The sequence below is a fragment of the Mitsuokella apri genome (assembly GCF_047974105.1).
In the GTDB taxonomy this organism is placed as follows: domain Bacteria; phylum Bacillota; class Negativicutes; order Selenomonadales; family Selenomonadaceae; genus Mitsuokella.
Map to the genome: position 1 here is coordinate 232,931 of NZ_JBHYRS010000003.1, position 22,651 is coordinate 255,581.

Sequence of the window (22,651 nt, forward strand, 5' to 3'; positions counted from 1 at the left end):
ACTGGGAGGGATTGCGATGAAATCTTATAAAAGTTCGAACCTGCGCAATGTAGCGGTCATTGGCCACGGCAAGACGGGCAAGACGAGTCTCTTAGATGCCTGCCTTTTCGATGCAGGAGCGGTCAAACGCCTGGGCAGTGTCGAAGAACACACGAGCGTACTCGACTGCGAGCCCGAAGAAGAGAAGCGCGGCATGACCATCAATATGAAGCTGGCAGCCTGTGAATGGCGTGACTATAAGATCAATTTCATCGATACTCCGGGGTACCCGGATTTTGTCGGTGAAGTCAAGGGCGCGCTGACAGCGGCAGACAGTGCGTTGATTGTCATTTCGGCACCGTCGGGCATCGAGGTGGAAACGGAAAAAGCCTGGCGCTATGCCGAAGGAGCGGAGCTGCCGCGCGCATTCTTTATCAATAAGATGGACCGTGAGCACGCTGACTTCCATCAGGTTGTTGAGGAACTGCGCGTACGCTTTGGCGATGGCGTCGTGCCCGTGCAGCTGCCGGTTGGCGAGGAAGCTGCTTTTCAGGGCGTCGTCGACCTTTTGGCCCTGCATATGAAGATTGTCACGCATGATGAGGAAGATTTGGTTGCTGACATTCCGGAGTACATTCGGGGGGATGTGGAAGAAGCAAGGCAGAAACTCATCGAGTCCGTGGCAGAATTCAACAATGAACTGCTCGAAAAATACATCGAGGGCACGGAAATCACGGAAGTCGAGGTGGCAGCGGCCCTGATTGAAGGCATCCAGGCCGGCAAGATCTTCCCGGTATTCTGCGGTTCGGCCAAGCAGAATATCGGCGTCAAGAAACTCATGAACGGCATTGTCGAATACATGCCGACGCCGTATTTCCACGTGGCCATCGGCCTCGAGCCGGAAAGCGGCGACATCAAAGAGCGCCGTACAGAAGATGCATTCTCGGCACAGGTCTTCAAGACTGTTGTGGACCCGTTTGTCGGCCGACTGAGCTATCTGCGCATTTTCTCGGGCACGATGAAAGGCGATGCGACGTATCTGCATCCGAATAAAGACAATACGGAGCGCGTAGGTTCTCTCTTCTCCCTGCAGGGCAAGCGTCAGGAACATTTGCATGAAGCGGCAGCCGGCGATATCGTCGCGACGACGAAGCTGCAGTCCGTGAAGACGGGCGATACGCTCTGCGACAGCGCGGACCCGATTGTTTATGAAAATATCGAATATCCGGCACCGATGCTCGCGATGGCGGCTGCCGCGCATAAGAAGGGGGATGAGGACAAGGTCTTTGCCGCTCTCGCTAAGCAGCAGGATGAAGACCCCACCATCCTTGTTGAGAAGAATCCCGAGACACACGAGACCATCCTGCGCGGCATCGGCGAAGTCCATCTTGAAGTGCTCAGGGACAAGCTGCAGCGCAAATTCGGCGTAGAGCTGGAGCTTCATGAGCCGCGCGTGCCGTACCGCGAGACGATCCGGAAGAGCGTCAAGGTGCAGGGCAAGCATAAGAAACAGAGCGGCGGCCACGGCCAGTACGGCGATGTCTGGCTCGAAATCAGCCCGAAAGAAGCCGGCTCCGGCAACGAATTCACCGAGACGATTTTTGGCGGCAGTGTGCCGCGCCAGTACATTCCGGCCGTTGAGAAGGGCACGGCGGAAACGCTCGCGGGCGGCGTGCTCGCAGGCTATCCTGTCGTCGATGTCAAGGTCAATCTCTACGATGGTTCCTATCATACGGTCGATTCGTCGGAAGCCGCTTTCAAGACGGCCACGTCTCTGGCCATCCGCAAGGGCGTCATGGAGGCGAGCCCGATTCTTCTCGAGCCGATTGACGATATCCGCATCACGGCGCCGGAGTATTACATGGGCGATGTCGTCGGCAGGCTCAATTCGAAGCGCGCGCGCATCCTCGGCATCGAGGGCAAGGGCAAGGATATGAGTGAAATCCATGCGGAAGTCCCGGAATCCGAACTCTACCGTTTTGCGACGGAACTGCGTTCCCTGACGCAGGGCCGCGGCAGCTACACGCTGAGCTTTGCCCGTTATGAGCCGGTCCCCGAGCGCAATGCGGAGACCATCATTGCAGAGGCCAAAGCAAAATAAAATATAACAGCCGTTCAGGCAAATAAATAGAGCAGATAAGATTTTATCTTATCTGCTCTATTTATGATATATCAGCTTTGATATGATGCGCAAAATCAAAGGGCACGCTGAACCTTACCGGAACGCAGGCAGCGCGTGCAGACGTTGACACGTTTAACCTCGCCGTCAACAACAGCGCGGACACGCTGGATGTTCGGTTTCCAGGAACGTTTCGTCTTCAGGTGGGAGTGGCTGACGTTGTTGCCGGACAGCTCGCCTTTTGCACAAAACTCGCAAACATTTGCCATGTGTTACACCTCCTTAATCCTTAGGGACACAATGGCCCTAAACACAATATAAGTATTCTAGCACAAATCGGAGCGCCTTGCAAGTATTTTTGCTTGACAAGGTGCTCTGACTGTTCTTTATGGAAAAAGAATGGGATTTCGGCTTATTTTGCAGCCTGCTCGAGTTCATCGAGGCAGCGGCGGAATTTCTCGAACGTAATCTTGAAAGGCTCCGTGCTCGTCATGTCGACGCCGGCATGCTGCAGGAGCTTGATCGAGTAATCGCTGCCGCCGCTTGAGAGATAATTAAGGTAAGCCCTGCGCGCCGCCTCGCCCTGTGTGCGCAGGTTGTGGGAAAGCGTCATGGCTGCCGCGTAGCCCGTCGCATACTGGTAGACGTAGAACGGACGGTAGAAATGCGGAATGCGACTCCATTCCGCGGCAAGCTCTTCGTCGAGCACAACGTCTTCGCCGTAATAATCGCGGTTGAGCTTCATCCAGATGGCTTCGAGGCGGTCGGCCGTCAGGGCTTCGCCCTTTTCTGCAAGCGCGTGCGTTTCAACTTCGAATTCCGCGAAGAGCATCTGGCGGAAGACCGTCGTGCGGATCTGCTCAAGGTAGAGATTGAGGTAATAGAGGCGCTCCGTGCCTTTGACCTTTTTGAGCATGTACTCGAGCAGCAGGTTCTCGTTGGTCGTCGAAGCGACTTCGGCACAGAAAATTGTGTATTCGGAATTCGTGAATTCCTGCTTCTGGCTGCTGTACCAGCTGTGCATGGAATGGCCCATTTCATGCGCGAGGGTCGACAGGGATTCGTACGTGTCGTTCCAGCTCATGAGCACGAAAGGATGGACGCCGTAAACGCCCCACGAATAGGCACCGCCGCGCTTGCCTTTGTTTTCGCAGCGGTCGACCCAGCCGCTTTTAAGGCCTGCGAAAAGGTCATGCAAATACGTTTCGCCGAGAGGTGCCAAGGCTTCTTTGAGGATGGGCTGGGCTTTTTCATAAGGATAGGAGACAGAGGGCTTCTCGACAATCGGCACATAGAGGTCGTACATGTGGAGTTTGTCGAGCCCCAGCAGCCGCTTCTTGATGGCCATATAGCGGTGCAGCTCAGGCAGATAAGCACGCGTAGCCTGAATGGCGCTGTCATAAACGGAAACAGGGATGTTGTTGCCGTCAAGCGCCGCTTCGCGCATCGTCTTGTAATGGCGCATCGAGGCCGTGAACTGGCTGGCCTTCACAGATGAGCTGTAGAGTGAGGCAAAAGTATTGCGGAACGAACGGTAGGTCCGGAAGAGTTTTGTAAAGGCATCTTTGCGGACTTCCTGTTTTTCACTGCGCAGAAACTTCATATAGCGGCTCTCAGAAAATGTCGTGAGGCTGCCGTCTTCACCGAGCGTATCCGGAAATTTGAGGTCGGCATTGACCATGACCGTATACGTATTGCGCGCCGAACTTCGGAGCTCACCTGTGCTGGCGAGAAACGCTTCCTGCTCCGGTGTCAGAATATGGGCCTTAAGGCGCAGCAGTTCCTGCAGGTGGAAGCGGTACTTTTTGAGACCGGGCAGGGCATTTGGCATTTCTTGCAGCTTTTCTTCGGGCAGGGCGAGGAGTTCCGGCTCGATGAAGGAAGTCGCGGCACCGGCCTTGTCGAGAAGCGGCATGACGCTTGCCACAGCTGCCTGATAATCTTGATTGCCCGTGTCGGTATCGGACATCATGCGGGCCCAGGCAAAGACGGAAGAAAGGGCTATTTCCATCTCATCCTGCTTCGTCAGGCAGTCGAGCAGATTCTGCGGATCACTCAGTTTGCCGCGAAAATTTTCGATTTCTTTGAGCTTTGCAGGAATGGCATCGCGTGCAGCCTGCCAGTCTTCCTTTGTCTTATAGATATCTTCAAGATGCCAGCGCTTATCCGCTGGGATTTCCCCGCGTTTTGGCAGCGCGGCTTTTTTTATCGCAGTCGTCATGGGCATGACTTCCTTTCGTTTTTGTTTTTAGTTTTGTGTTCAGGCAGGTCCAAGCCTGACTGCTTTCTTCCTTATTATAACACAGGGCAGGGGGCAGCCCTATACTTCTTGCTTCTTTCCTGCTACAATGAAATATGTTTATGGATTGGCTTGGTGTCAAGGATAGAGGAAGGAATGGAACGTGCAGATGAAAAAAGAGAACGAGAGAATTTTATGGCTGGCGGTCAATGCAAAGTATATGCATACCTCACTGGCCGTGCGTTATCTGCGCGAATGCGTCAAGGGTTCAGAGATCATGGAGCTCACGATCAACCATCAGCTGCTTGACGCTCTTGGCGAGATTTATGAGCAAAAGCCGCGCGTGCTCGGCATTGCCTGTTATATCTGGAATATCGAGATGGTCAAAAAGCTTCTGCGGCTTCTGCCCAAAGCTCTGCCCGATACCATCATTATCTGCGGCGGGCCTGAGGTTTCGTATGGCACGGCTGAATTCATGAAATCCTTCCCTATGGTGGATTTTGTCATTCGCGGTGAGGGAGAAGAGGCGGTGCCGGCACTTATCGAGAGAATCCGTCAATTTCATTTTGCCAAGAACGCGATGAAAAAGCTTGCAGGGCTGGGCATCGTGCCGGGCGTTGCCATGCGGCGCGGCGATGGTACGATTGAGGAGAGCACGGATGTGACTGTGGCGGACTTCCAAAATCCTGCGGTTGTGCCGTTTGGCTACCGTGAAGAGGAGATGGAGGGGCTTAAGGAACGCATTCTCTATTATGAGACTTCGCGCGGCTGTCCGTTTTCCTGCGCTTATTGCCTTTCGTGCGCGACGGCGGGCGTGCGCTATCTGTCTCTTGCACGCGTGTTCCGTGAACTTGACTTTTTTGTGCGCCACAACGTGCGTCAGGTCAAGTTCGTCGACCGCACGTTCAATGCGAAAAAGTCACATTTTCTGCCCATCCTGCAGTATCTCGTAAAACTGCCGCAGTCGGTGCGCACGAATTTCCATTTTGAAGTCGCCATCGACTACCTCGATGAAGAGGTTCTCGAAACGCTAAAAAAACTGCCGCGCGGCCGCGTGCAGCTTGAAATCGGCATCCAGTCGACCAATCCCCAGACGCTGGCCGCCGTCTCGCGCGTCAATCACTGGGAGAAAATTGCCGGCCATATACGCCGCATCCTTTCCTTCCATAATATGCACCTGCATGTCGACCTGATTATCGGCCTGCCGGGTGAGGGCATGGCGTCGTTTGCGAAGTCCTTCAATGATGTCTACGCCCTGCATACCGATATGCTGCAGCTCGGTTTCCTCAAATTCCTCAAGGGGACTTCGATGATGCAGCTCGTAAAGCCGTATCAATATGAATATATGCCGATGGCACCGTATGAAGTCATGACCTCAGATGCCCTGACCTATGGCGAAATCCGCTGGTTCCACAGCTTTGAGGCTGTTTTTGAGTATTATTACAATGCCGGACGCTGCCGCCATACGGCTGACTTTTTGATTGCCGCAGAAGAAAACGGCAATGCCTTTGCCTTTTGGCAGCGTTTTACCAACTGGTGGGAATGCAAGGGATTCCACAGAATCGGCCATGCGACGAAAAATCTCTATGGCTATCTAAGGGAATTCTGTCGGGAAACATATGGCCTTCCGGAGAAGCTCCTTGACAATCTGCTGCGCTTCGATGCCCTGATGGCTGACGGCGGCCGCATTCGTCCGACATATCTGCACTGGGATATGGAAAAGCATCAGGACAGGACGGCACCATTCTGGCGCAGCGACAGGCCGCTTCGCTATATTCCCGATTTCGTCTTCCGCAATTGGCGCGATGTGCGCGGCAAATATCATATCGAGTTTTTTGCTTATGATGTCCGGCAGGCAGGGAAGGGGAAAATGGCAGAACGGGAGACCATCCTGCTGTTTGATTTTACCGGCTTTGCTGTGACATGTCAGGAAATCGTGTTATAATTTAGCCGAAGAGAATATAAATATAATAGAAGGGAACTATGCGTTATGAAATTAGCAGCAACTGATTTTGACGGGACATTCTGTCCCATTCATGAGCCTGTACCGCAGTCAAATATCGATGCCGTCAAAAAATGGCAGGCGGCAGGGAATAAATTCGGCATCTGCACGGGCCGCGGCCTGAGCCTCATTGACTTTGAGCTGCAGAAATATCCGGACCTGCAGCCTGATTATCTCGTCTGCAACAACGGTGCGGTCATCGTCGACAAAAAGAAGGAAATCCTGACGAGCCTGACTTTTCCGTGCGAGATGCTGCAGGGGCTTCTCGATATGCCGCTCATACATGAGACAAACAATCCCATGCGCATCCTGACGGAGACGGATATGTATCTTCTTGACATTCCAACTGCCATGGAATTTGGGCTGAACATCCCGATGGAAAAGGTGACTTTTGCCAAGGCGCGCGAGATGCCTAAAGTTGTGCAGGTCAGCATGCGCTGCGCGACGGTCGAAGAGGCACAGGAGACGACGGCGAAGGTGCGCGCAAAATATCCGGAAATCATCGGCAACATCAACCGCAACTACGTCGACCTGAACCTTAAAGAGGCCAACAAGCGTGACGGCTTGCGCCGTCTGCTCACTGTCACAAAATGGCAGCCGGAAGAAATTTTCTTCATTGGTGACGATCAGAACGATTTGCCCGCCGTTGAGTATTTCCATGGCTATACGGTCGAGACGGCTCAGCCATTCATGAAGGAAGCAGCCAAGGCCGTCTATCCGACTGTCGGGGACATGCTGCTCCGGAATATTTAAAAAGGCAATAAAAAAGACCGCCATGAAAGCGGTCTTTTTTATTGCCTTTATCGTATCCGGATGGATTACTTGTTGGCGTTGACGAGTTCCATAACGCCGGCAGCGCTGTTTGCGGAGCCGAGAACTTCTTTGATCTTGTGCTCAACGAGCTCTTTGATGTAAGCACGGCCATCAGCGCAGTACTGACGCGGGTCAAAGTGCTCCGGATGAGCGAAGAAGTGCTCACGGATACCAGCCGTCATAGCGAGACGCAGGTCGGAGTCGATGTTGATCTTGCAGACAGCGGATTTTGCAGCTTTGCGGAGCTGATCCTCAGGGATACCTACAGCATCAGCGAGCTTGCCGCCGTTTTCGTTGATGATCTTGACATACTTCGGAATAACGGAGGAAGCACCATGGAGAACAATCGGGAACTCCGGAATCTTCTTCTCGATTTCAGCGAGGATATCGAAACGCAGTTCAGGCGGCACGAGAACGCCGTCAGCGTTGCGCGTGCACTGTTCCGGTTTGAATTTGAATGCGCCATGGCTCGTGCCGATAGCGATTGCGAGGGAATCAACACCCGTCTCGCTGACGAATTCCTCAACCTCTTCCGGCTGCGTGTAAGCTGCTTCGTGAGCAGCGACTTTTACATCATCTTCGATGCCGGCGAGCTTACCGAGCTCAGCTTCGACAACGACGCCATGCTCATGAGCATAAGCAACGACTTCCTGCGTGCGTTTGATGTTCTCTTTGAACTCGTATTTCGAGCCATCGAACATAACGGACGTGAAGCCATCATCGATGCAGGCTTTGCAGGTCTCGAAATCCGGACCATGATCGAGGTGCAGAGCGATAGGAATATCGTTGACCTCAAGAGCTGCCTCGACGAGGTGACGGAGATACGGGCCCTTAGCGTACTTGCGTGCGCCGGCGGAAGCCTGCAGGATAACCGGGGAATTCAGCTCTGCAGCTGCTTCCGTGATACCCTGTACAATCTCCATGTTGTTGATGTTGAAAGCACCGATGGCGAAGCCGCCTTCATAAGCTTTCTTGAACATTTCTTTCGTTCCAACTAATGGCATTTTTCATTACCCCCTAATGAAATTATGTTCACTATACGAACTGATTTCATTATAACATAGAACACGCTTATGGTGTATAGTGGATTGTCAATTTTTATGAAAAACTCATCGTTTGCGAATAAATAATAAGAATTATCTTCACAAAAGCTGACAATCCGAGACAATTTGCTCCATATCGGACGGCAGCGGAACTTTGATGTTGATGTTTTGCCCGGTCATGGGATGCGTGAAGTAGAGACGGCAGGCGTGCAGGGCCTGCCTTTTTATCAGGCTGCAGTCTCCGCCGTAGAGGTCATCGCCTAAAAGAGGATGGCCGAGATGGGCGAGATGCACGCGAATCTGATGCGTGCGGCCCGTGTCCAAGACGAGGCGCAGCAGGGAAAAACGTCCGTTTGACCGCACGGTGCGGTAATGCGTACGGGCTTCCTGACCTTCCGGCGAAACTTTTCTGAGGATGATGCTCGGCAGCGCGCGTGCAATCGGCGCGTCGATGAGGCCGTCGGGCGGCGTGAGGTTTCCTTCTATAATAGCGAGATATTCGCGGTGAAAGAGTTTTCCCTCTCCGCGCCTTGGCGTCAGCTTATACTGTACCTGAGGAACTTTGGCGATGAGCACAAGGCCTGAGGTATCGCGGTCAAGCCGGTGCACAGGGTGATAGGCATGGTGCTCGCCGTGTGTTTCATACCAATATAAGATGGCGTTGCCCAGGGTGCCATGTGCTTCTTTGGTGGTCGGATGGACGAGCTGGCCAGCCGGCTTGTTGACAATCATGAGGTATTCATCTTCGTAGCGGATGTCGAGGGGCAGCTTTTCCGGTTCGATATTGGAGGGCCGTACGATATCGTAACTCACGAGGTCGCCATTTTTGACTTCGGCCCGTGCGGCATTGCAGAGCACGCCGTTGACGCGGAACGTGCCGGAATGCTTGATGCGTTTCCAGATGGTCGAGGAGATGCCTTCTTTTTGTGTCAGAAAAGCCTTGACGGGCATAGTCGTCAAGGCTTCTGGCAGTTTGACGCGGATCTGCGTCATTTGTTTTCTTTATCCTTTGGTTCAATCTCGCTGACCGGATCGTTTTTGCCGACGAGCGGGTTCTTGTCACCGCGGGCCATGGCGATGAGGCGGAAGGCAAGGGACAGGATGATGGCGACGACTGTTGCGAGCGACATGCCCTTGAAGCTTACGGTGCCAATCGTCAGGCTGGCCGTCGAAACGCCGATGCCCATGACGATGGACGTCAGCAGAAGGTTCATCGGATTGTTGTAGTCGACTTTTGCTTCGACGAGGATGCGGATGCCGGAAGCGGCGATGACGCCGAAGAGCAGCATGGAAACGCCGCCCATGACCGGCGTCGGGATGCTCTGGATGAGGGCCGCGAGCTTGCCGAAGCACGAGAGAATGATGGCGAAGACAGCAGCACCGCCGATGACCCAGGTCGAGAAGACCTTCGTGATGGCAAGTACGCCGATATTTTCACCGTACGTCGTGTTCGGCGTCGAGCCAAAGAAACCCGAGATGATGGTCGAAAGGCCGTTGCCGAAGATGGAGCGGTCGAGGCCCGGGTCTTTGGTGAGGTCATGGCCGACGATGTTGCCCGTGACAATCAGATGACCGATATGCTCGACGATGACGACGAGCGAGGCCGGCAGGATGATGAGGATGGCACCGAGGTCAAATACCGGCGTGTAGAAGGTCGGCAAGGCAAACCACGGGGCATTGGCGACGAGTGTCCAATCGACGATGCCGCAGGCAGCTGCGATGATGTAGCCGCTGACGACGCCGATGAGGATGGGGATGATGGAGAGGAAGCCCTTGAAGGCAACCGAAGCGAAGATTGTGATGGCCAGTGTGGCAAGGGAGACGAAGATGGTCGTGCCATCGGCCTTGTCGCCCGTGAGGCCAGCCATGCCGGCGGCGGTCGGCATGAGCTCGAGACCAATGACGGCGACGATGGCACCCATCGAGGCCGGCGGGAAAATCACATCAATCCAGCTCGTGCCGACTGCGCGCACGAGAAGTCCGACGAGGCAGAAGACCACGCCGACACAGATGAAGCCGCCGAGTGCTGCTTCATAGCTGTACTGCGCGAGTACGAGAAAGACAGGAGAAAGAAAGGCAAAGCTCGAACCGAGATAGGCTGGAATTTTTCCTTTGCAGAGGACGAGATAGAGAATGGTGCCAATGCCGTTGAAGAGCAGGACCGTGGCCGGATTGATCTTAAAGAGAATCGGCACGAGCACCGTAGAGCCGAACATCGCGAAGAGATGCTGCAGCGAAAGGGGGATGGTCTCGAGAAGCGGCAGCTTCTCTTCGACACCGATAGGACGTTTTTGCAAGACAGGTCACTCCTTTCTTTAATAAGGCCTAAATGGAGCCTGATGCGCCTTACAGCCTTAATGAACGTTCTTGCTAATAAGATAGAAATAAAGTACGTATCCAATTTATCATAGCTTGGGACAGATGTCCACTTTTCTTATTTGCCCTTGAAAACAGGTCGAATCTTATCATTCGCAGAGAATTATGCTGTGCTTTTTCAAAGAACTGTAACATGCCATTCTGCCTGTGTGCTCTCCTAAAAAACATTTTTACATAAAAATAGCGAAATACGGTAGACAGGCCGCTGAATTTCTTGTATAATATGTTTCGATTAAACACTTTAACAAACAAAAAGCCTTTGTGTCCGCTTATGACGGATGCACTGGTGTATGTTTAGGGGGAGAAACATGGCGCTTATTGTAAAGAAATTCGGTGGCAGCTCTGTCGCTACCACGGAAAAGATCATGAATGTAGCAAAGAGAGTGCTGAGCGAAAAGCAGCCGGGCGACCAGATCGTCATGGTGGTATCGGCAATGGGTGATACCACGGATAATCTCATTGAACTCGCCAACGGCATCACGAAGAATCCGTATCAGTATGCGCGCGAAATGGATATGCTGCTGACGACCGGTGAGCAGGTCTCCATTGCACTCCTCGCAATGGCCTTTAAGAGCCTTGGTCAGCCGGCTGTCTCGCTGACGGGTCCGATGGCAGGCATGCGTACGGATTCTGTACATACGAAGGGCCGCATCAAGGACATTCAGCCAAAACGCGTTCATGAGGAGCTCGATAAGGGCAATATCGTTGTCGTGGCAGGCTTCCAGGGCTGCGACGAGATCGGCGACCTCGTCACGCTCGGCCGCGGCGGTTCTGATACGTCGGCCGTTGCCCTCGCCGGTGCGCTCAAGGCAGATTCCTGTGAAATCTACACGGATGTCGATGGCGTTTACTCGGCTGACCCGCGCATTGTCAAGAATGCGCGCAAGATGAAGGAAATCACGTACTACGAGATGCTCGAGATGGCACGCCTCGGCGCTGGCGTTATGCAGCCGCGCTCTGTCGAAATGGGCAAGTACTTCAATATTCCGATTCACGTTCGTTCGACGTTCACGAATAAACCTGGCACGATCATTAGGGAGGACTATACAATGGAAGATAAGGATTTTGTAATCCGCGGTGTCGCACATGATGAGAAGGTAGCAAAGATTGCCGTACTCGGCATCCCGAATACGCCGGGCATTGCCCATGAGATTTTCTCGGCCCTGGCTGATGCCAACATCGATGTCGACATGATCGTGCAGAGCATCCGCAACATCGAAAAGAATGTCACGGATATGGTCTTCACGGTTGCTTCGGACGACCTTGCACAGGCCAAGAAGGTTGTTGACAAAGTTGCGGACAAGCTCAACGCCATTGCCGTCCTGATTGAGGAAGACGTTGCGAAGGTCTCGATTGTCGGTGCCGGCATGCTCGGCAATCCTGGCATCGCTGCCCGCATGTTCGGTGCACTTTCCAAGGCACAGATCAACATCGACATCATCAGCACGTCGGAAATCAGCATTTCCTGCCTCGTCAAGGGCTCGCAGCTCAAGGAAGCTGTCAATGCCATTCACGACGAGTTTTTCCCGCCAAAAGCTTAAGGATTTTTGACAATACGGCCGCCCCGTTCGGGGTGGCTTTTCTATTAACGGGCATTTTTCGTATTGGCAATTGACTTCAGATGTTTGACAGCAAATTTGCTTTTATTTACCGTGAATTGTCAGGAAATATGTAGAAATATTGTATACTTACCCGTTTTTATCTGGACATATCAAGAAAAAGCGTTTATGATATACTCATCACGTGGATATGCGTAGATATTGTATGGAATGCAATGTTGTAATTTTAATTTTATGTATGGAAAGCGAAAGGAAGTTTGTTCTATGACGACGAGTATGGCAGCGTCTCATGCTGCAGGCAAGAGACTGAAGGATGCAATTTTCGGTGCGAGTGCGGCCTGCCGCGAAGCAGCAGAAAAATACGGCGCTGATAAAGTCACGAATGCGACGATGGGTGTCATGATGGACGAGAACGGCAAATTTGCCAGCCTGCCGACGATGGAACGCGTCTTCCGTTCGCTGTCGATTGAGGATTATGCCCGCTATGCACCGATTCCGGGCCTGCCGGACTATCTCGATGCTGTTCTCGATGCGACGTTTGCTGACCAGCGTCCGGAGGGCTATCTTGGTGCCATTGCTACTTCGGGCGGCACGGGTGCCATCCATCATGCTGTGGCCAACTACGCAGAGCGCGGTGATGAAGTCCTGACGGCCGACTGGTTCTGGGGCACGTACAATGTCATCTGCAACGAGTGCGGCTCGCATCTGACAAATTATCAGCTCTTTGATGAAAACAACAATTTCAACATCAAGGATTACACGGCAAAAGTCGATGCCATCATGGCCAAGCAGGACAGCCTGCTTTCCATCATCAACACGCCGGCTCACAATCCGACGGGCTTCAGCCTGACGGAAGAGGACTGGGACAACGTCCTTGACCTTACGAAGAAATATGCAGCCAAGGGCAAGAAGATGAGTATTCTCGTCGATATTGCGTATATCGATTATGCTGGTGAAAAGAACGAGACGCGCCGCTTCATGAAGAAATTCGGCAATCTGCCGGACAACATTCTCGTCATGTTCTCCTTCTCGATGTCGAAGGGCTATACGGCTTATGGCCAGCGCACGGGTGCACTCGTCGCCGTTTCCTCAAGCAAGGAAGTCATCACGGAGTTTAAGGAAATCAACAAGTACACGAGCCGTGCTACGTGGTCGAATATCAACCGCGGCGCGATGACGCTCCTCGCCCGCATCCAGCAGGACAAGAGTACGCTGGCTCAGTTTGAAAAGGAACGCGATGATTACTACAAGATGATTCAGCATCGCGGCAATATCTTCATGGAAGATGCGAAGGCGTGCGGACTCAATGCCCTGCCGTACAAAGGCGGTTTCTTCCTCGCTGTGCCTGCGAAGGACCCGCAGGCCGTCTGCGACAAACTGCATGACGATTTGATTTTTGCCGTACCTTTGAAACTCGGTGTCCGCGTTGCTGCATGCTCGGTATCGGCTGACAAGATGAAGGGCATGGCACCGAAGGTTCTCAAGGCCCTGCAGGCTGTTGAAGGCTGATTCTTCTGTATCTCTGATTTTCATTGTATCGGTATACAAGACCGGATATTCGTCTTACTGCAGACGGATGTTCGGTCTTTTTCTATGCCCGCACGAAATTTTTTTATTGATGTGTGTGTGGATTGATGTTATAGTTAAATTGTTAAGGCTCGTTAACAATGTAAATAGATTTGTTTATAATCTAGGAGGACGCAAGAGAATATGTTTAAGTTCAAGCAGAAGGACAGTGAGTTCTTTGACTTGTTCGTAGAAAGCGCCCAGTATTTTTACAAAGGCGCACTCATGATGGACGAAGTCATGCTGGATTACAGCAAGGCCGCTGACAAGGTAAAGGAAATTGTTGACCTCGAGCATCAGGCAGATGCAGTGAATGATAAGATCATCGACAAGCTGAACCTGACCTTCATCACGCCGATTGACCGCGAAGATATCTACGCTCTGGCCAATGGACTCGATGATGGCGTGGATAATCTGCAGGGCACTTTGCAGCGCATTGTCATGTACCGCACGGGCAAGGCCATGAGCGGAGCGGTTACGCTGACGAAACTGCTCATCGAAAGTACGGAAGAAATCATTCGCGCGTTCTCACTGTTGAAGAACATCCGCAAAAATCAGGCACAGATCCTTGAAGCCACGCATAAGATTTGCCGGCTCGAGAGTGAAGGCGACCGCGTTTACCGTCATGAAGTGGCCTATCTCTTCGACAAGGAGAAGGACCCGATTGAACTGATTAAGTGGAAGGACATTCTCGAGAATCTTGAGAATACACTGGACCACTGCGAGAAACTTTCGGATATGCTCAGGGGAGTGGTAATGAAGTATGCCTGAACTCCAGCTCCTGATTTTTACGGTTATTGGGCTCGCACTGCTGTTTGACTTTATCAATGGCTTTCATGATACGGCGAATGCCATTGCTACATCGGTTTCGACGCGAGCCCTGCACCCGAGTCATGCCATTATCATGGCAGCTTTTTTGAACTTTCTCGGTGCCATGTACAGTACCGGCGTTGCCAAAACCATCGGTGCGGATATCGTCAAGTCAGCCCAGCATGTCGATGAGCGCGTCATCATCGCGGCCCTCATCGGCGCGGTGGTCTGGAACCTCATCACCTGGTGGTTTGCCGTGCCGTCGAGTTCCTCGCATGCCTTGGTCGGCGGCGTCATTGGTGCCGTGCTTGTTTCGGTGGGTACGGATGGCCTGAACTTCTATGGCATTGGCAAGATTGTCTTATCGCTGATTGCTTCGCCAATCATTGCCATTGCCACCGGCTGTATCGTTATGACTTTGCTGTTCCGCATTTTCGGGCGGTTCAGCCCTTCTGCCGTCAACGGCAAATTCAAGAAGATGCAGATTTTGTCGGCAGCCATGATGGCGTTCTCGCACGGCTCAAATGATGCGCAGAAGTCCATGGGTATCATCACGCTGGCGCTGCTCTCGGGCGGCTACATCGATGTCTTTGAGGTCCCGACGTATGTCAAAATTCTTGCAGCTACGGCCATGGCCTGCGGCACAGCTATCGGCGGCTGGCGCATCATCAAGACCATTGGCGGTAAAATCTTTAAGCTTGAGCCGATTTCGGGCTTTGCCGCGGATCTCAACTCCTCGATGGTCATTTTCTCGGCTACGCTCCTGCATCTGCCGGTCTCGACGACGCATGTCGTTTCGGGTTCCATCATGGGCGTCGGCACAGCTAAGCGAGTCAATGCCGTGCGCTGGGGCGTTGCACAGCAGATGGTCACGGCCTGGGTCCTGACCATTCCGTGTACGGCTGTCATGGGCGCCGTTGCCTATCATTTTGTCTTGATGATTTTTAAGTAAAAGTCCATTCATTTTTCTGACATTTGAACTGGAACATGTGTTACAATAGAAGTAACACATGTTCCAGTTTTTGTTTTGACCGAATTTCGACAAAGGAAAGGGGCATTTTTATGTTTGTTACCATTCGCAAAGCAAGAAATGTGCTGCCAAAGACCATGCCTCGTGACTTGGTGGCAGATTATCAGCAGGAGTATGCGAGCCGGATTGTCGCCGTGAAGCTCGACAATACCCTGCACGATTTGCAGACGCCCATAGGCAAGGCAAGATCGCTCGAGTTTGTCGAGCTCGAAAGCGAGGACGGCTGGATCATCTATCGCCGTTCTGTCGAATTCTTGCTCATTATGGCAGTCCATGAACTCTATCCGGATGCTGAAGTGGCTGCGATGTTTCGTGCGAACAATGGACTTTACTGCGGCATTTCTATCCCGAATAAAAAACTGACACCGGCGATGGTGGAGGCTATCGAACGCGAGATGCGCATCATCGTGCAGGAAGACCGCCCGATTGTCAAAGAAGTCTTTCAGCGTGAAGATGCGGTAAAGCTGTTCAAGGAGACGAAACAGATTGAAAAAGCCAATCTCATCGCCTCGCTGACCATGCCAAAAGTCAGCATCTACCGCTGCGGCGGCTACTACGACTATCTTTATGGTGCCATGATCGGTTCGACGGGACATCTCGACCGTTTTGCTCTGGATACATTTGAATCCGGCGTCCTGTTGCGCACACCGGACCTCAAGAGCAAAGGACAGGTGCCGCCTTCGGTGCCGCAGCCAAAGCTCTCAAGTGTTCTGAATGAGTCCAAGAATTGGGCCAATATCCTGCAGTGCCGCTATGTGACAGACCTCAACCGCGCGATTCGCTCGGGACGCATCGGCGAAGTCATCCGCGTCTCGGAAGCCCTGCAGGAAAAGCGCATTGCGGAAATTGCTGATCATATTGCCTCGCATTGCCAAAAACTGCGCCTGATTCTCATCGCAGGGCCGTCTTCTTCGGGCAAAACCTCTTTTGCCCAGCGCCTGCGCGTGCAGATGCAGGTTCTGGGGCTGCGCCCTGTTTCGATTTCCCTCGATAATTACTTTGTCAACCGTGAAGAGACGCCAAAGACACCGGAAGGGGCCTACGACTACGAGTGTCTGGAAGCACTTGATGTCGCTCTTTTCAATCAGGATATGCTCGGACTCCTGAAGGGCGAAGCCGTCGTGCTGCCGCGCTATAATTTCAAGACAGGCGAACGCGAATGGGAAGGGCAGACGCCTTTGACTCTTGAAAAGAATCAGCCCATCATCGTGGAGGGCATTCATGGACTCAATGAGAAACTCACGGCTCAGATTCCGCGTGAGAATAAATTTAAGATTTACGTCAGCGCGTTGACACAGCTCAACATCGATGCCCATAACCGCATTCCGACAACGGATGCACGCCTGATGCGCCGTCTTGTGCGTGACTACCAGTTCCGCGGGGCCAGTGCGCTCAAAACCCTCAAGCAGTGGCCGGATGTCAGGAAGGGGGAGGAAAAGTACATCTTCCCGTATCAGGAAGAGGCCGATGTCATGTTCAATTCGGCCATGATTTATGAGCTCTCGGCACTGCGCCGCTATGCTGTCCCCATCCTCAAAGACGTAACTCCCGATGTGCCGGAATACACAAAGGCAAGACGCCTCTTGGATTTCTGCCAGTATTTTCTTGACCTGCCCGACGAAGACGATGTGCCGAATAACTCCATCCTGCGCGAGTTTATCGGGAAGTCTGTATTCTTTAAAGGGGAAGAGCAGGTGTAAGATAGGTTCTTAAGGAACTATTGACAAGGGGACGGTGAAATATTTTCGGCTTCGGCGCTCCGTTAAATGTCCCCCAATTTACGTTTGCCGGACTTAGAGGCTTCGCCGCCTGCCACGGCGTTCTGACATCGCATTATTTAGGAGTGTGATCTTGGGAGACAGCCCTGCGGGCGGTCACTGCGCACCTGCAGGCGAAAATATTCCCCCGTCCCTAGTTACGATTGGCTTACATCAATGTACTTGGGCATATTAAAAGAGCTGGCCTTTGCTGGCCAGCCCTTTTTTAGTACGATTTTTATATTTTATTTGTTGACTTTATCGATGCCCCAGGCGTGGACGCCTTTTTCGTCGCCTAAGATAGCGGGGTCAAAGACTGGTTCTTCGACACCTGCTTTTTTCTGCTTGACATAGTCAAACAGGGCGATGCGGGCGTATTTGGCGAGGCGCGCAACGGCGTAGAGGTTCGTGAGGCAGAGGAAGCCCATGAAGAGGTCGGCGAGGTTCCAGACGAGGTTGAGTTCAGCGATGCAGCCGAAGAGAACCATGAGGACGACGCCAGCGCGGAAAACAGTCAGGTATTTTTTTGTATTGCCCTCAAAGAAGGAAATGTTGATTTCGCCGTAATAGTAGTTGCCGACAATGGAACTGAAGGCAAACATCAGAATCAGGATGGAAATGGCAGCAGGAGCAAGGGAGCCGAAGATGCTTGCGAGTGACTGCTGGGCAAGCGCAATGCCCGTGAGTTCGCCGCCAATCGTATACTGATTTGTCAAAAGCACGATGAAAGCCGTGGCCGAGCAGACAATCCACGTATCGACGTAGACACCGAAGGACTGCACGAGGCCCTGCTTAATCGGGTGCGTGACATCAGCCGTAGCGGCGGCGTTTGGCACGGAGCCCTCGCCGGCTTCATTTGAGAACAGGCCGCGCTTGATGCCGGTGATGACGGCCGTGCCAATGCCGCCGCCGACAGCCGCCTGCGGCGAGAAGGCATCGTGGAGAATCAGGGCGAACATGCCAGGGACTTTGTCAATGTTGAGGAGGATGATGGCAAAAGCTGTCAAGAGGTAAGCTCCGGCCATGATTGGCACGAGAAATTCCGTGAATTTTGCAATGCGCGTCATGCCGCCGAAGATGACGAGGGCCGTGAGCACGCAGAGGAAAGCCGCCGAATAGACCGGCTCAATACCAAAAGCCGTCTTAGCCGAAAGGGCAATCGTGTTGGCCTGTACGGAAACATAGATGAGACCGAACGTTACGGAAATCAGGATGGCAAAGAGTTTGGCGACATTCGGCTGGCCAAGGGCATTTTTGATATAGTAGGCCGGTCCGCCGTGGAATTTGCCGTTGCCGCGCGGCAGCTTGTAAATCTGCGCGAGCGTGCTCTCAACAAAACCCGTTGCACAGCCGAGGAAGGCAATGGCCCACATCCAGAAAACGGCACCGGGACCGCCTGTGACGATGGCGATGGCGACACCGGCAATATTGCCGACGCCGACACGTGAAGCCGTGCTGACGCAGAATGCCTGAAACGAGCTGATGGCATCACCCTCTGTTTTCTTGCCGATGCCCTCGGTGAGCAGGCGCAGCATTTCAGGCAGCAGGCGCAGCTGTACGAAGTGCGTGGAAAGCGTGAAATAAATGCCGCAGCCGACGAGTACGACGATGAGTACATATGACCAGAGCACGTTGTTGATGGCCGAAACCACCGCATTCAATGCATCCATAAATGATCCCTCACTTTGTTTAAGAATAAGATAGGTATGATTTATTGCAATCTATAATAAAAATATATATTTATTATAAAGAAACTTTCTAACAGAGTCAAGCAAAGACTGTAAAACTGTAAAGACGTTCTGCATTCTGCAGAGGGCGTAACAAATATCACGGCATCGAAAGGGCAAAATACATAAAATAGAGAGAGTAGATGCGAACCTTAGTACAATGAACAAAGTACAATGAACAAATCGATGAGCCCAAAAGAGACTGCAAAGATCGCAGAGACGGAGGTATTATAATGAGCGCTTTTTTAGCACCAATTCATTTTATGGTATACGGCAAGAATCAGCTGCAGGAACAGCTGATTGCAGCCATCGCCGATAAAGCCGTGGCTGAAGGCTGGCAGACGGAAGCAGCTGTTGAAGGTTATGTACACCGCGAAACGCAGCCGCTTGAAAACATCATCGACCTTGCCAATATCCATGGCTGGCTTTCTGCCAGCATCGAGGATGTTGAGCATCGTTTGGCAGCACTCGTAACGGAGCTGCTCTTTGGTCATCCGGAGCGTCAGGAAGTCCTCGAGCGCCTTGCTTATGAAGAAGGCACGAAACAGGCAGCAGGTGAAGGCCTTGAGGCAGGTGAGGTCTTCCAGTATATGATGACGCATCTTGTCGACGGCATGCCGTGTGACGGCGTCAATATGATGCGCGACCAGTCGGCCGATACGTTCCGCTGGGATAAGATGGCTGATGTGCACAGCCGCTACTGGACGGAGGTCGAGGGCAGTCCGGCCGTTTACGACGCCCTGCGCAGCCAATTTGTCGCCGGCATGCTCGAAAAGACCGGCTATGAAGTCTTTTCCTCAAACGGCGTGAATTATATCCTGCAGAAGAAGCAGACGGCCTGATAGAATTCGATAAGGACCGGATAAAAAATCATCGGCGAAAGGAGTGAATGTACTTCTTTTGCCGATGATTTTTCTTTTTCAGCTTGCTTTTTATGAAAATCTAATGGATTTATGGGCCGGAATGGCATAAATATTGCCGGAGACTATTGGTTTTTTGCAGAAGCCTTGTTATAATGGAAGAAATAGTTTGTGTGGGGACATTGTTCCATCTGCCGCAAACGTTTGCCATTATTATGTATCATAAAAGGAGAATGTCTAAATGAAACTGGTAGTAACTGTCGTTGGCAAAGACCGTGTGGGCATCATTGCCATGGTCAGCCAGATCCTTGCCGAGAACAATGTCAACATCCTCAACATCAATCAGAACATCATGGATGGTTTCTTCAACATGGTCCTGATTGCTGAGACCAGCGGGAGCAAAATAAGCCTTGTTGACCTGCAGAAGACGCTGAAGGAAAGAGGTAAAGAAATCAACGTTGACATCAAGGCTCAGCATGCGGATATCTTTAATGTCACGCACAATGTCTAAGGCTGATTCTGACTTTGCGAATGCTTTTGCTTTAGGACTTTTATGACTATTGGGAGGAAACAAGCTCTGTGATAACGATAGATGATATTTTAGAAACAAACCGTATGATTACGGAGAACAAGCTCGATGTCCGCACCATCACGATGGGCATTTCGCTGCGCGACTGCGCCCATCCGAATATCGACAAATTCTGCCAGAACGTTTACGATAAAATCACGAAGTCGGCCGAATTCCTCGTCAAGACGGGTGAGGATATTGAGGCCGAGTACGGCATCCCCATCATCCATAAGCGCGTTTCGGTGACGCCGATTGCCATTGCGGCTGATGCCTGCAAGACGGATTCGTATGTGCCGGTTGCAGAGGCCATGGACCGTGCTGCTAAAGAAGTCGGCATCAACTTCATCGGCGGTTTTTCGGCTCTCGTCGAGAAGGGCTTCACGCATGGCGACCGCGTGCTCATCAATTCGATTCCTCAGGCGCTGGCGACGACGGACCTCGTCTGCTCGTCCGTCAATCTCGGTTCGACGAAAGCCGGCATCAACATGGACTGCGTGCGTGAGATGGGCGAAGTCGTCAAACGCACGGCGGAACTCACGCGCGACCAGCAGGCTCTTGGCTGCGCGAAACTCGTCATTTTCTGCAATGCACCTGGCGACAATCCGTTTATGGCTGGAGCTTTCCACGGCGTCAGCGAGGCCGACAAGGTTGTCAGCGTCGGCGTCTCGGGCCCGGGCGTTGTCAAACATGCCCTTGAAGACCTCAAAGGTGCGGACTTCACGGAAGTCGCGGAGACGATTAAGCGTACGGCCTTCAAGATCACGCGTGTCGGTCAGCTCGTAGCCCGCGAAGCTTCGAAGCGCCTCGGCGTGCCGTTTGGCATCATCGACCTTTCACTGGCACCGACTCCGGCCGTCGGCGATAGCGTGGCGCGCATCATCGAGGAAATGGGCATTGAGGGCTGCGGTGCTCCGGGCACGACGGCAGCACTGGCTCTCTTAAATGATGCGGTCAAGAAGGGCGGTCTCATGGCTTCATCGCATGTCGGCGGCCTTTCGGGTGCTTTCATTCCGGTCAGCGAGGATGAGGGCATGATCAATGCAGTTTCGCAGGGCAGTCTCTCGATTGAGAAACTCGAGGCCATGACCTGCGTCTGCTCGGTCGGTCTTGACATGATTGCCATTGAGGGTGATACGTCGGCAGCGACGATTTCGGGCATCATCGCCGACGAAGCCGCGATCGGCATGATCAACAACAAGACGACGGCGGTACGCGTCATTCCGGTGCCGGGCAAAAAAGTCGGCGACATGGTCGAATTTGGCGGCCTGCTCGGCTACTGCCCAATCGTGCCGGTGCGCAACAAGTACAGCTCTGCTGCGTTCATCGCGCGTGGCGGCCGCATTCCGGCACCAATCCGCAGCCTGACGAACTGATGCTTTGCGGACCCTTGCCAGTCTGCCGGAATCTGTTATAATGGAATAAATCGTGAAACTCGGGAAAGGGCTCAATTCATGGATTGGGCCCTTCCTTTTACTGTTTCCGCGTTCTGGCGCGGATATTTTTACATTTTATACATTTTAATAGAGGAAGTCGATTCTATGCGTGTAACAAAGAAAATCAGGGAGGAGCAGCTGGCTATTCTTGAAGAGACGTACCGCGGGGCAAAGCCAGAGCTTATCTTTCATAACCCCTTTGAGCTGCTGATTGCCGTCATTTTATCGGCACAGTGCACAGATAAGCGCGTCAATGTCACGACGAAGCGCCTGTTCGCCAAAGTCAAATCGCCAGAGGACATCGTCGCGATGGGACTGCCGGCACTCGAGAATGAAATCCGCGACTGCGGCCTCTTCCGCAACAAGGCCAAGAATATCATCGCAGCCTGTCAGATGCTCTGCGAAAATTACGGCGGTCAGGTGCCCGATGACTTTGAAGAGCTGCAGAAGCTGCCGGGCGTCGGCCGCAAGACGGCCAATGTCGTCATGAGCGTGGCCTTTCATCATCCGGCCATTGCCGTCGATACCCATGTCTTCCGCATTGCCAACCGCCTGAAACTGGCCGAAGGCTCGACGCCTCTTGCCGTGGAGCAGGGGCTCATGAAGAATATCCCCAAGGAAAAGTGGTCCGATGCGCATCACTGGCTCATCTGGCACGGCCGCAAGATCTGCAAGGCGAGAAAGCCTGCCTGCGACATCTGCCCGCTGCAGCCTGTCTGTCCGAGTGCGGAGCCTTTGGCCGGCAGTCCGTCTGCCAAAACAAAATAAGA

General features: G+C 52.7%; 18 protein-coding genes. 12 read left to right on the top strand and 6 right to left on the bottom strand.

What is annotated here, in order from left to right; genetic code table 11:
- Positions 1 to 16: 16 nt before the first annotated feature.
- Entirely contained in the window at positions 17 to 2,080 is a 2,064-nt protein-coding gene (gene fusA, locus ACE419_RS06070) for an elongation factor G (RefSeq protein ID WP_435721355.1), read from the top strand.
- 95 nt (positions 2,081 to 2,175) lie between these two features.
- On the opposite strand, the gene rpmB is transcribed toward fusA, so the two are convergent.
- Positions 2,176 to 2,367: a 50S ribosomal protein L28 gene (gene rpmB / locus ACE419_RS06075; protein WP_036375242.1), complete on the bottom strand. Its 192-nt coding sequence runs from the start codon at positions 2,365 to 2,367 to the stop codon at positions 2,176 to 2,178.
- A 143-nt stretch (positions 2,368 to 2,510) separates the two neighbouring features.
- Complete coding sequence (gene pepF, locus ACE419_RS06080) at positions 2,511 to 4,319, bottom strand: oligoendopeptidase F (RefSeq protein WP_435721356.1); 1,809 nt, start codon at positions 4,317 to 4,319, stop codon at positions 2,511 to 2,513.
- Between the two features lie 187 nt (positions 4,320 to 4,506).
- On the opposite strand from pepF, the gene ACE419_RS06085 reads away from it, so the two are divergent.
- Complete coding sequence (locus ACE419_RS06085) at positions 4,507 to 6,282, top strand: B12-binding domain-containing radical SAM protein (protein WP_435721421.1); 1,776 nt, start codon at positions 4,507 to 4,509, stop codon at positions 6,280 to 6,282.
- A gap of 45 nt (positions 6,283 to 6,327) precedes the next feature.
- Complete coding sequence (locus ACE419_RS06090; RefSeq protein WP_435721357.1) at positions 6,328 to 7,092, top strand: HAD-IIB family hydrolase; 765 nt, start codon at positions 6,328 to 6,330, stop codon at positions 7,090 to 7,092.
- Positions 7,093 to 7,157: 65 nt separating this feature from the next.
- Here ACE419_RS06090 and fba read toward each other — a convergent pair whose 3' ends face one another.
- The 3 genes from fba to uraA all read right to left on the bottom strand — a co-directional run bounded on the left by fba (position 7,158) and on the right by uraA (position 10,492).
- A complete protein-coding gene (gene fba / locus ACE419_RS06095) occupies positions 7,158 to 8,156 on the bottom strand; it encodes a class II fructose-1,6-bisphosphate aldolase (RefSeq protein ID WP_435721358.1) in 999 nt (332 codons plus the stop codon).
- Positions 8,157 to 8,294: 138 nt separating this feature from the next.
- A complete protein-coding gene (locus ACE419_RS06100; RefSeq protein WP_435721359.1) occupies positions 8,295 to 9,188 on the bottom strand; it encodes an RluA family pseudouridine synthase in 894 nt (297 codons plus the stop codon).
- A complete protein-coding gene (gene uraA / locus ACE419_RS06105) occupies positions 9,185 to 10,492 on the bottom strand; it encodes a uracil permease (RefSeq protein WP_435721360.1) in 1,308 nt (435 codons plus the stop codon). The genes ACE419_RS06100 and uraA overlap by 4 nt, the downstream gene beginning before the upstream one ends.
- 387 nt (positions 10,493 to 10,879) lie before the next feature.
- Here uraA and ACE419_RS06110 point away from each other — a divergent pair, with 387 nt between their 5' ends.
- The 5 genes from ACE419_RS06110 (at position 10,880) to ACE419_RS06130 (ending at position 17,236) form a co-directional block, all read left to right on the top strand.
- Complete coding sequence (locus ACE419_RS06110; protein WP_432646199.1) at positions 10,880 to 12,112, top strand: aspartate kinase; 1,233 nt, start codon at positions 10,880 to 10,882, stop codon at positions 12,110 to 12,112.
- A gap of 282 nt (positions 12,113 to 12,394) precedes the next feature.
- Positions 12,395 to 13,639 carry an aminotransferase class I/II-fold pyridoxal phosphate-dependent enzyme gene (locus ACE419_RS06115; protein ID WP_432646198.1) on the top strand — a complete coding sequence of 415 codons (1,245 nt, stop codon included), beginning with the start codon at positions 12,395 to 12,397 and terminating at the stop codon, positions 13,637 to 13,639.
- A gap of 201 nt (positions 13,640 to 13,840) precedes the next feature.
- Entirely contained in the window at positions 13,841 to 14,467 is a 627-nt protein-coding gene (locus ACE419_RS06120) for a DUF47 domain-containing protein (RefSeq protein ID WP_432646196.1), read from the top strand.
- A complete protein-coding gene (locus tag ACE419_RS06125; protein ID WP_432646195.1) occupies positions 14,460 to 15,458 on the top strand; it encodes an inorganic phosphate transporter in 999 nt (332 codons plus the stop codon). Before ACE419_RS06120 ends, ACE419_RS06125 begins: the two co-directional genes overlap by 8 nt.
- Before the next feature lie 110 nt (positions 15,459 to 15,568).
- Complete coding sequence (locus ACE419_RS06130) at positions 15,569 to 17,236, top strand: uridine kinase family protein (protein WP_435721361.1); 1,668 nt, start codon at positions 15,569 to 15,571, stop codon at positions 17,234 to 17,236.
- Between the two features lie 302 nt (positions 17,237 to 17,538).
- On the opposite strand, the gene ACE419_RS06135 is transcribed toward ACE419_RS06130, so the two are convergent.
- Positions 17,539 to 18,963, bottom strand: a complete 1,425-nt coding sequence (locus ACE419_RS06135; RefSeq protein WP_435721362.1) for an alanine/glycine:cation symporter family protein — start codon at positions 18,961 to 18,963, stop codon at positions 17,539 to 17,541.
- A gap of 290 nt (positions 18,964 to 19,253) precedes the next feature.
- On the opposite strand from ACE419_RS06135, the gene ACE419_RS06140 reads away from it, so the two are divergent.
- The 4 genes from ACE419_RS06140 to nth all read left to right on the top strand — a co-directional run bounded on the left by ACE419_RS06140 (position 19,254) and on the right by nth (position 22,649).
- Complete coding sequence (locus ACE419_RS06140; RefSeq protein ID WP_435721363.1) at positions 19,254 to 19,862, top strand: hypothetical protein; 609 nt, start codon at positions 19,254 to 19,256, stop codon at positions 19,860 to 19,862.
- 259 nt (positions 19,863 to 20,121) lie between these two features.
- A complete protein-coding gene (locus ACE419_RS06145; protein WP_432647309.1) occupies positions 20,122 to 20,391 on the top strand; it encodes an ACT domain-containing protein in 270 nt (89 codons plus the stop codon).
- Between the two features lie 68 nt (positions 20,392 to 20,459).
- On the top strand, positions 20,460 to 21,821 hold the full coding sequence (locus tag ACE419_RS06150) for a PFL family protein (RefSeq protein WP_435721364.1): 1,362 nt from the start codon (positions 20,460 to 20,462) through the stop codon (positions 21,819 to 21,821).
- A 165-nt stretch (positions 21,822 to 21,986) separates the two neighbouring features.
- The gene (nth, locus tag ACE419_RS06155) at positions 21,987 to 22,649 is read left to right on the top strand and encodes an endonuclease III (protein ID WP_435721365.1); all 663 of its coding nucleotides are present in this window, start codon (positions 21,987 to 21,989) and stop codon (positions 22,647 to 22,649) included.
- The last annotated feature ends 2 nt before the right edge of the window (positions 22,650 to 22,651 follow it).

Coding starts and splice junctions, on each gene's coding strand:
- fusA (WP_435721355.1), top strand. CDS start 17: ATGAAATCTTATAAAAGTTCGAACCTGCGCAATGTAGCGGTCATTGGC.
- rpmB (WP_036375242.1), bottom strand. CDS start 2,367: ATGGCAAATGTTTGCGAGTTTTGTGCAAAAGGCGAGCTGTCCGGCAAC.
- pepF (WP_435721356.1), bottom strand. CDS start 4,319: ATGACGACTGCGATAAAAAAAGCCGCGCTGCCAAAACGCGGGGAAATC.
- ACE419_RS06085 (WP_435721421.1), top strand. CDS start 4,507: ATGAAAAAAGAGAACGAGAGAATTTTATGGCTGGCGGTCAATGCAAAG.
- ACE419_RS06090 (WP_435721357.1), top strand. CDS start 6,328: ATGAAATTAGCAGCAACTGATTTTGACGGGACATTCTGTCCCATTCAT.
- fba (WP_435721358.1), bottom strand. CDS start 8,156: ATGCCATTAGTTGGAACGAAAGAAATGTTCAAGAAAGCTTATGAAGGC.
- ACE419_RS06100 (WP_435721359.1), bottom strand. CDS start 9,188: ATGACGCAGATCCGCGTCAAACTGCCAGAAGCCTTGACGACTATGCCC.
- ACE419_RS06110 (WP_432646199.1), top strand. CDS start 10,880: ATGGCGCTTATTGTAAAGAAATTCGGTGGCAGCTCTGTCGCTACCACG.
- ACE419_RS06115 (WP_432646198.1), top strand. CDS start 12,395: ATGACGACGAGTATGGCAGCGTCTCATGCTGCAGGCAAGAGACTGAAG.
- ACE419_RS06120 (WP_432646196.1), top strand. CDS start 13,841: ATGTTTAAGTTCAAGCAGAAGGACAGTGAGTTCTTTGACTTGTTCGTA.
- ACE419_RS06125 (WP_432646195.1), top strand. CDS start 14,460: ATGCCTGAACTCCAGCTCCTGATTTTTACGGTTATTGGGCTCGCACTG.
- ACE419_RS06130 (WP_435721361.1), top strand. CDS start 15,569: ATGTTTGTTACCATTCGCAAAGCAAGAAATGTGCTGCCAAAGACCATG.
- ACE419_RS06135 (WP_435721362.1), bottom strand. CDS start 18,963: ATGGATGCATTGAATGCGGTGGTTTCGGCCATCAACAACGTGCTCTGG.
- ACE419_RS06140 (WP_435721363.1), top strand. CDS start 19,254: ATGAGCGCTTTTTTAGCACCAATTCATTTTATGGTATACGGCAAGAAT.
- ACE419_RS06145 (WP_432647309.1), top strand. CDS start 20,122: ATGAAACTGGTAGTAACTGTCGTTGGCAAAGACCGTGTGGGCATCATT.
- nth (WP_435721365.1), top strand. CDS start 21,987: ATGCGTGTAACAAAGAAAATCAGGGAGGAGCAGCTGGCTATTCTTGAA.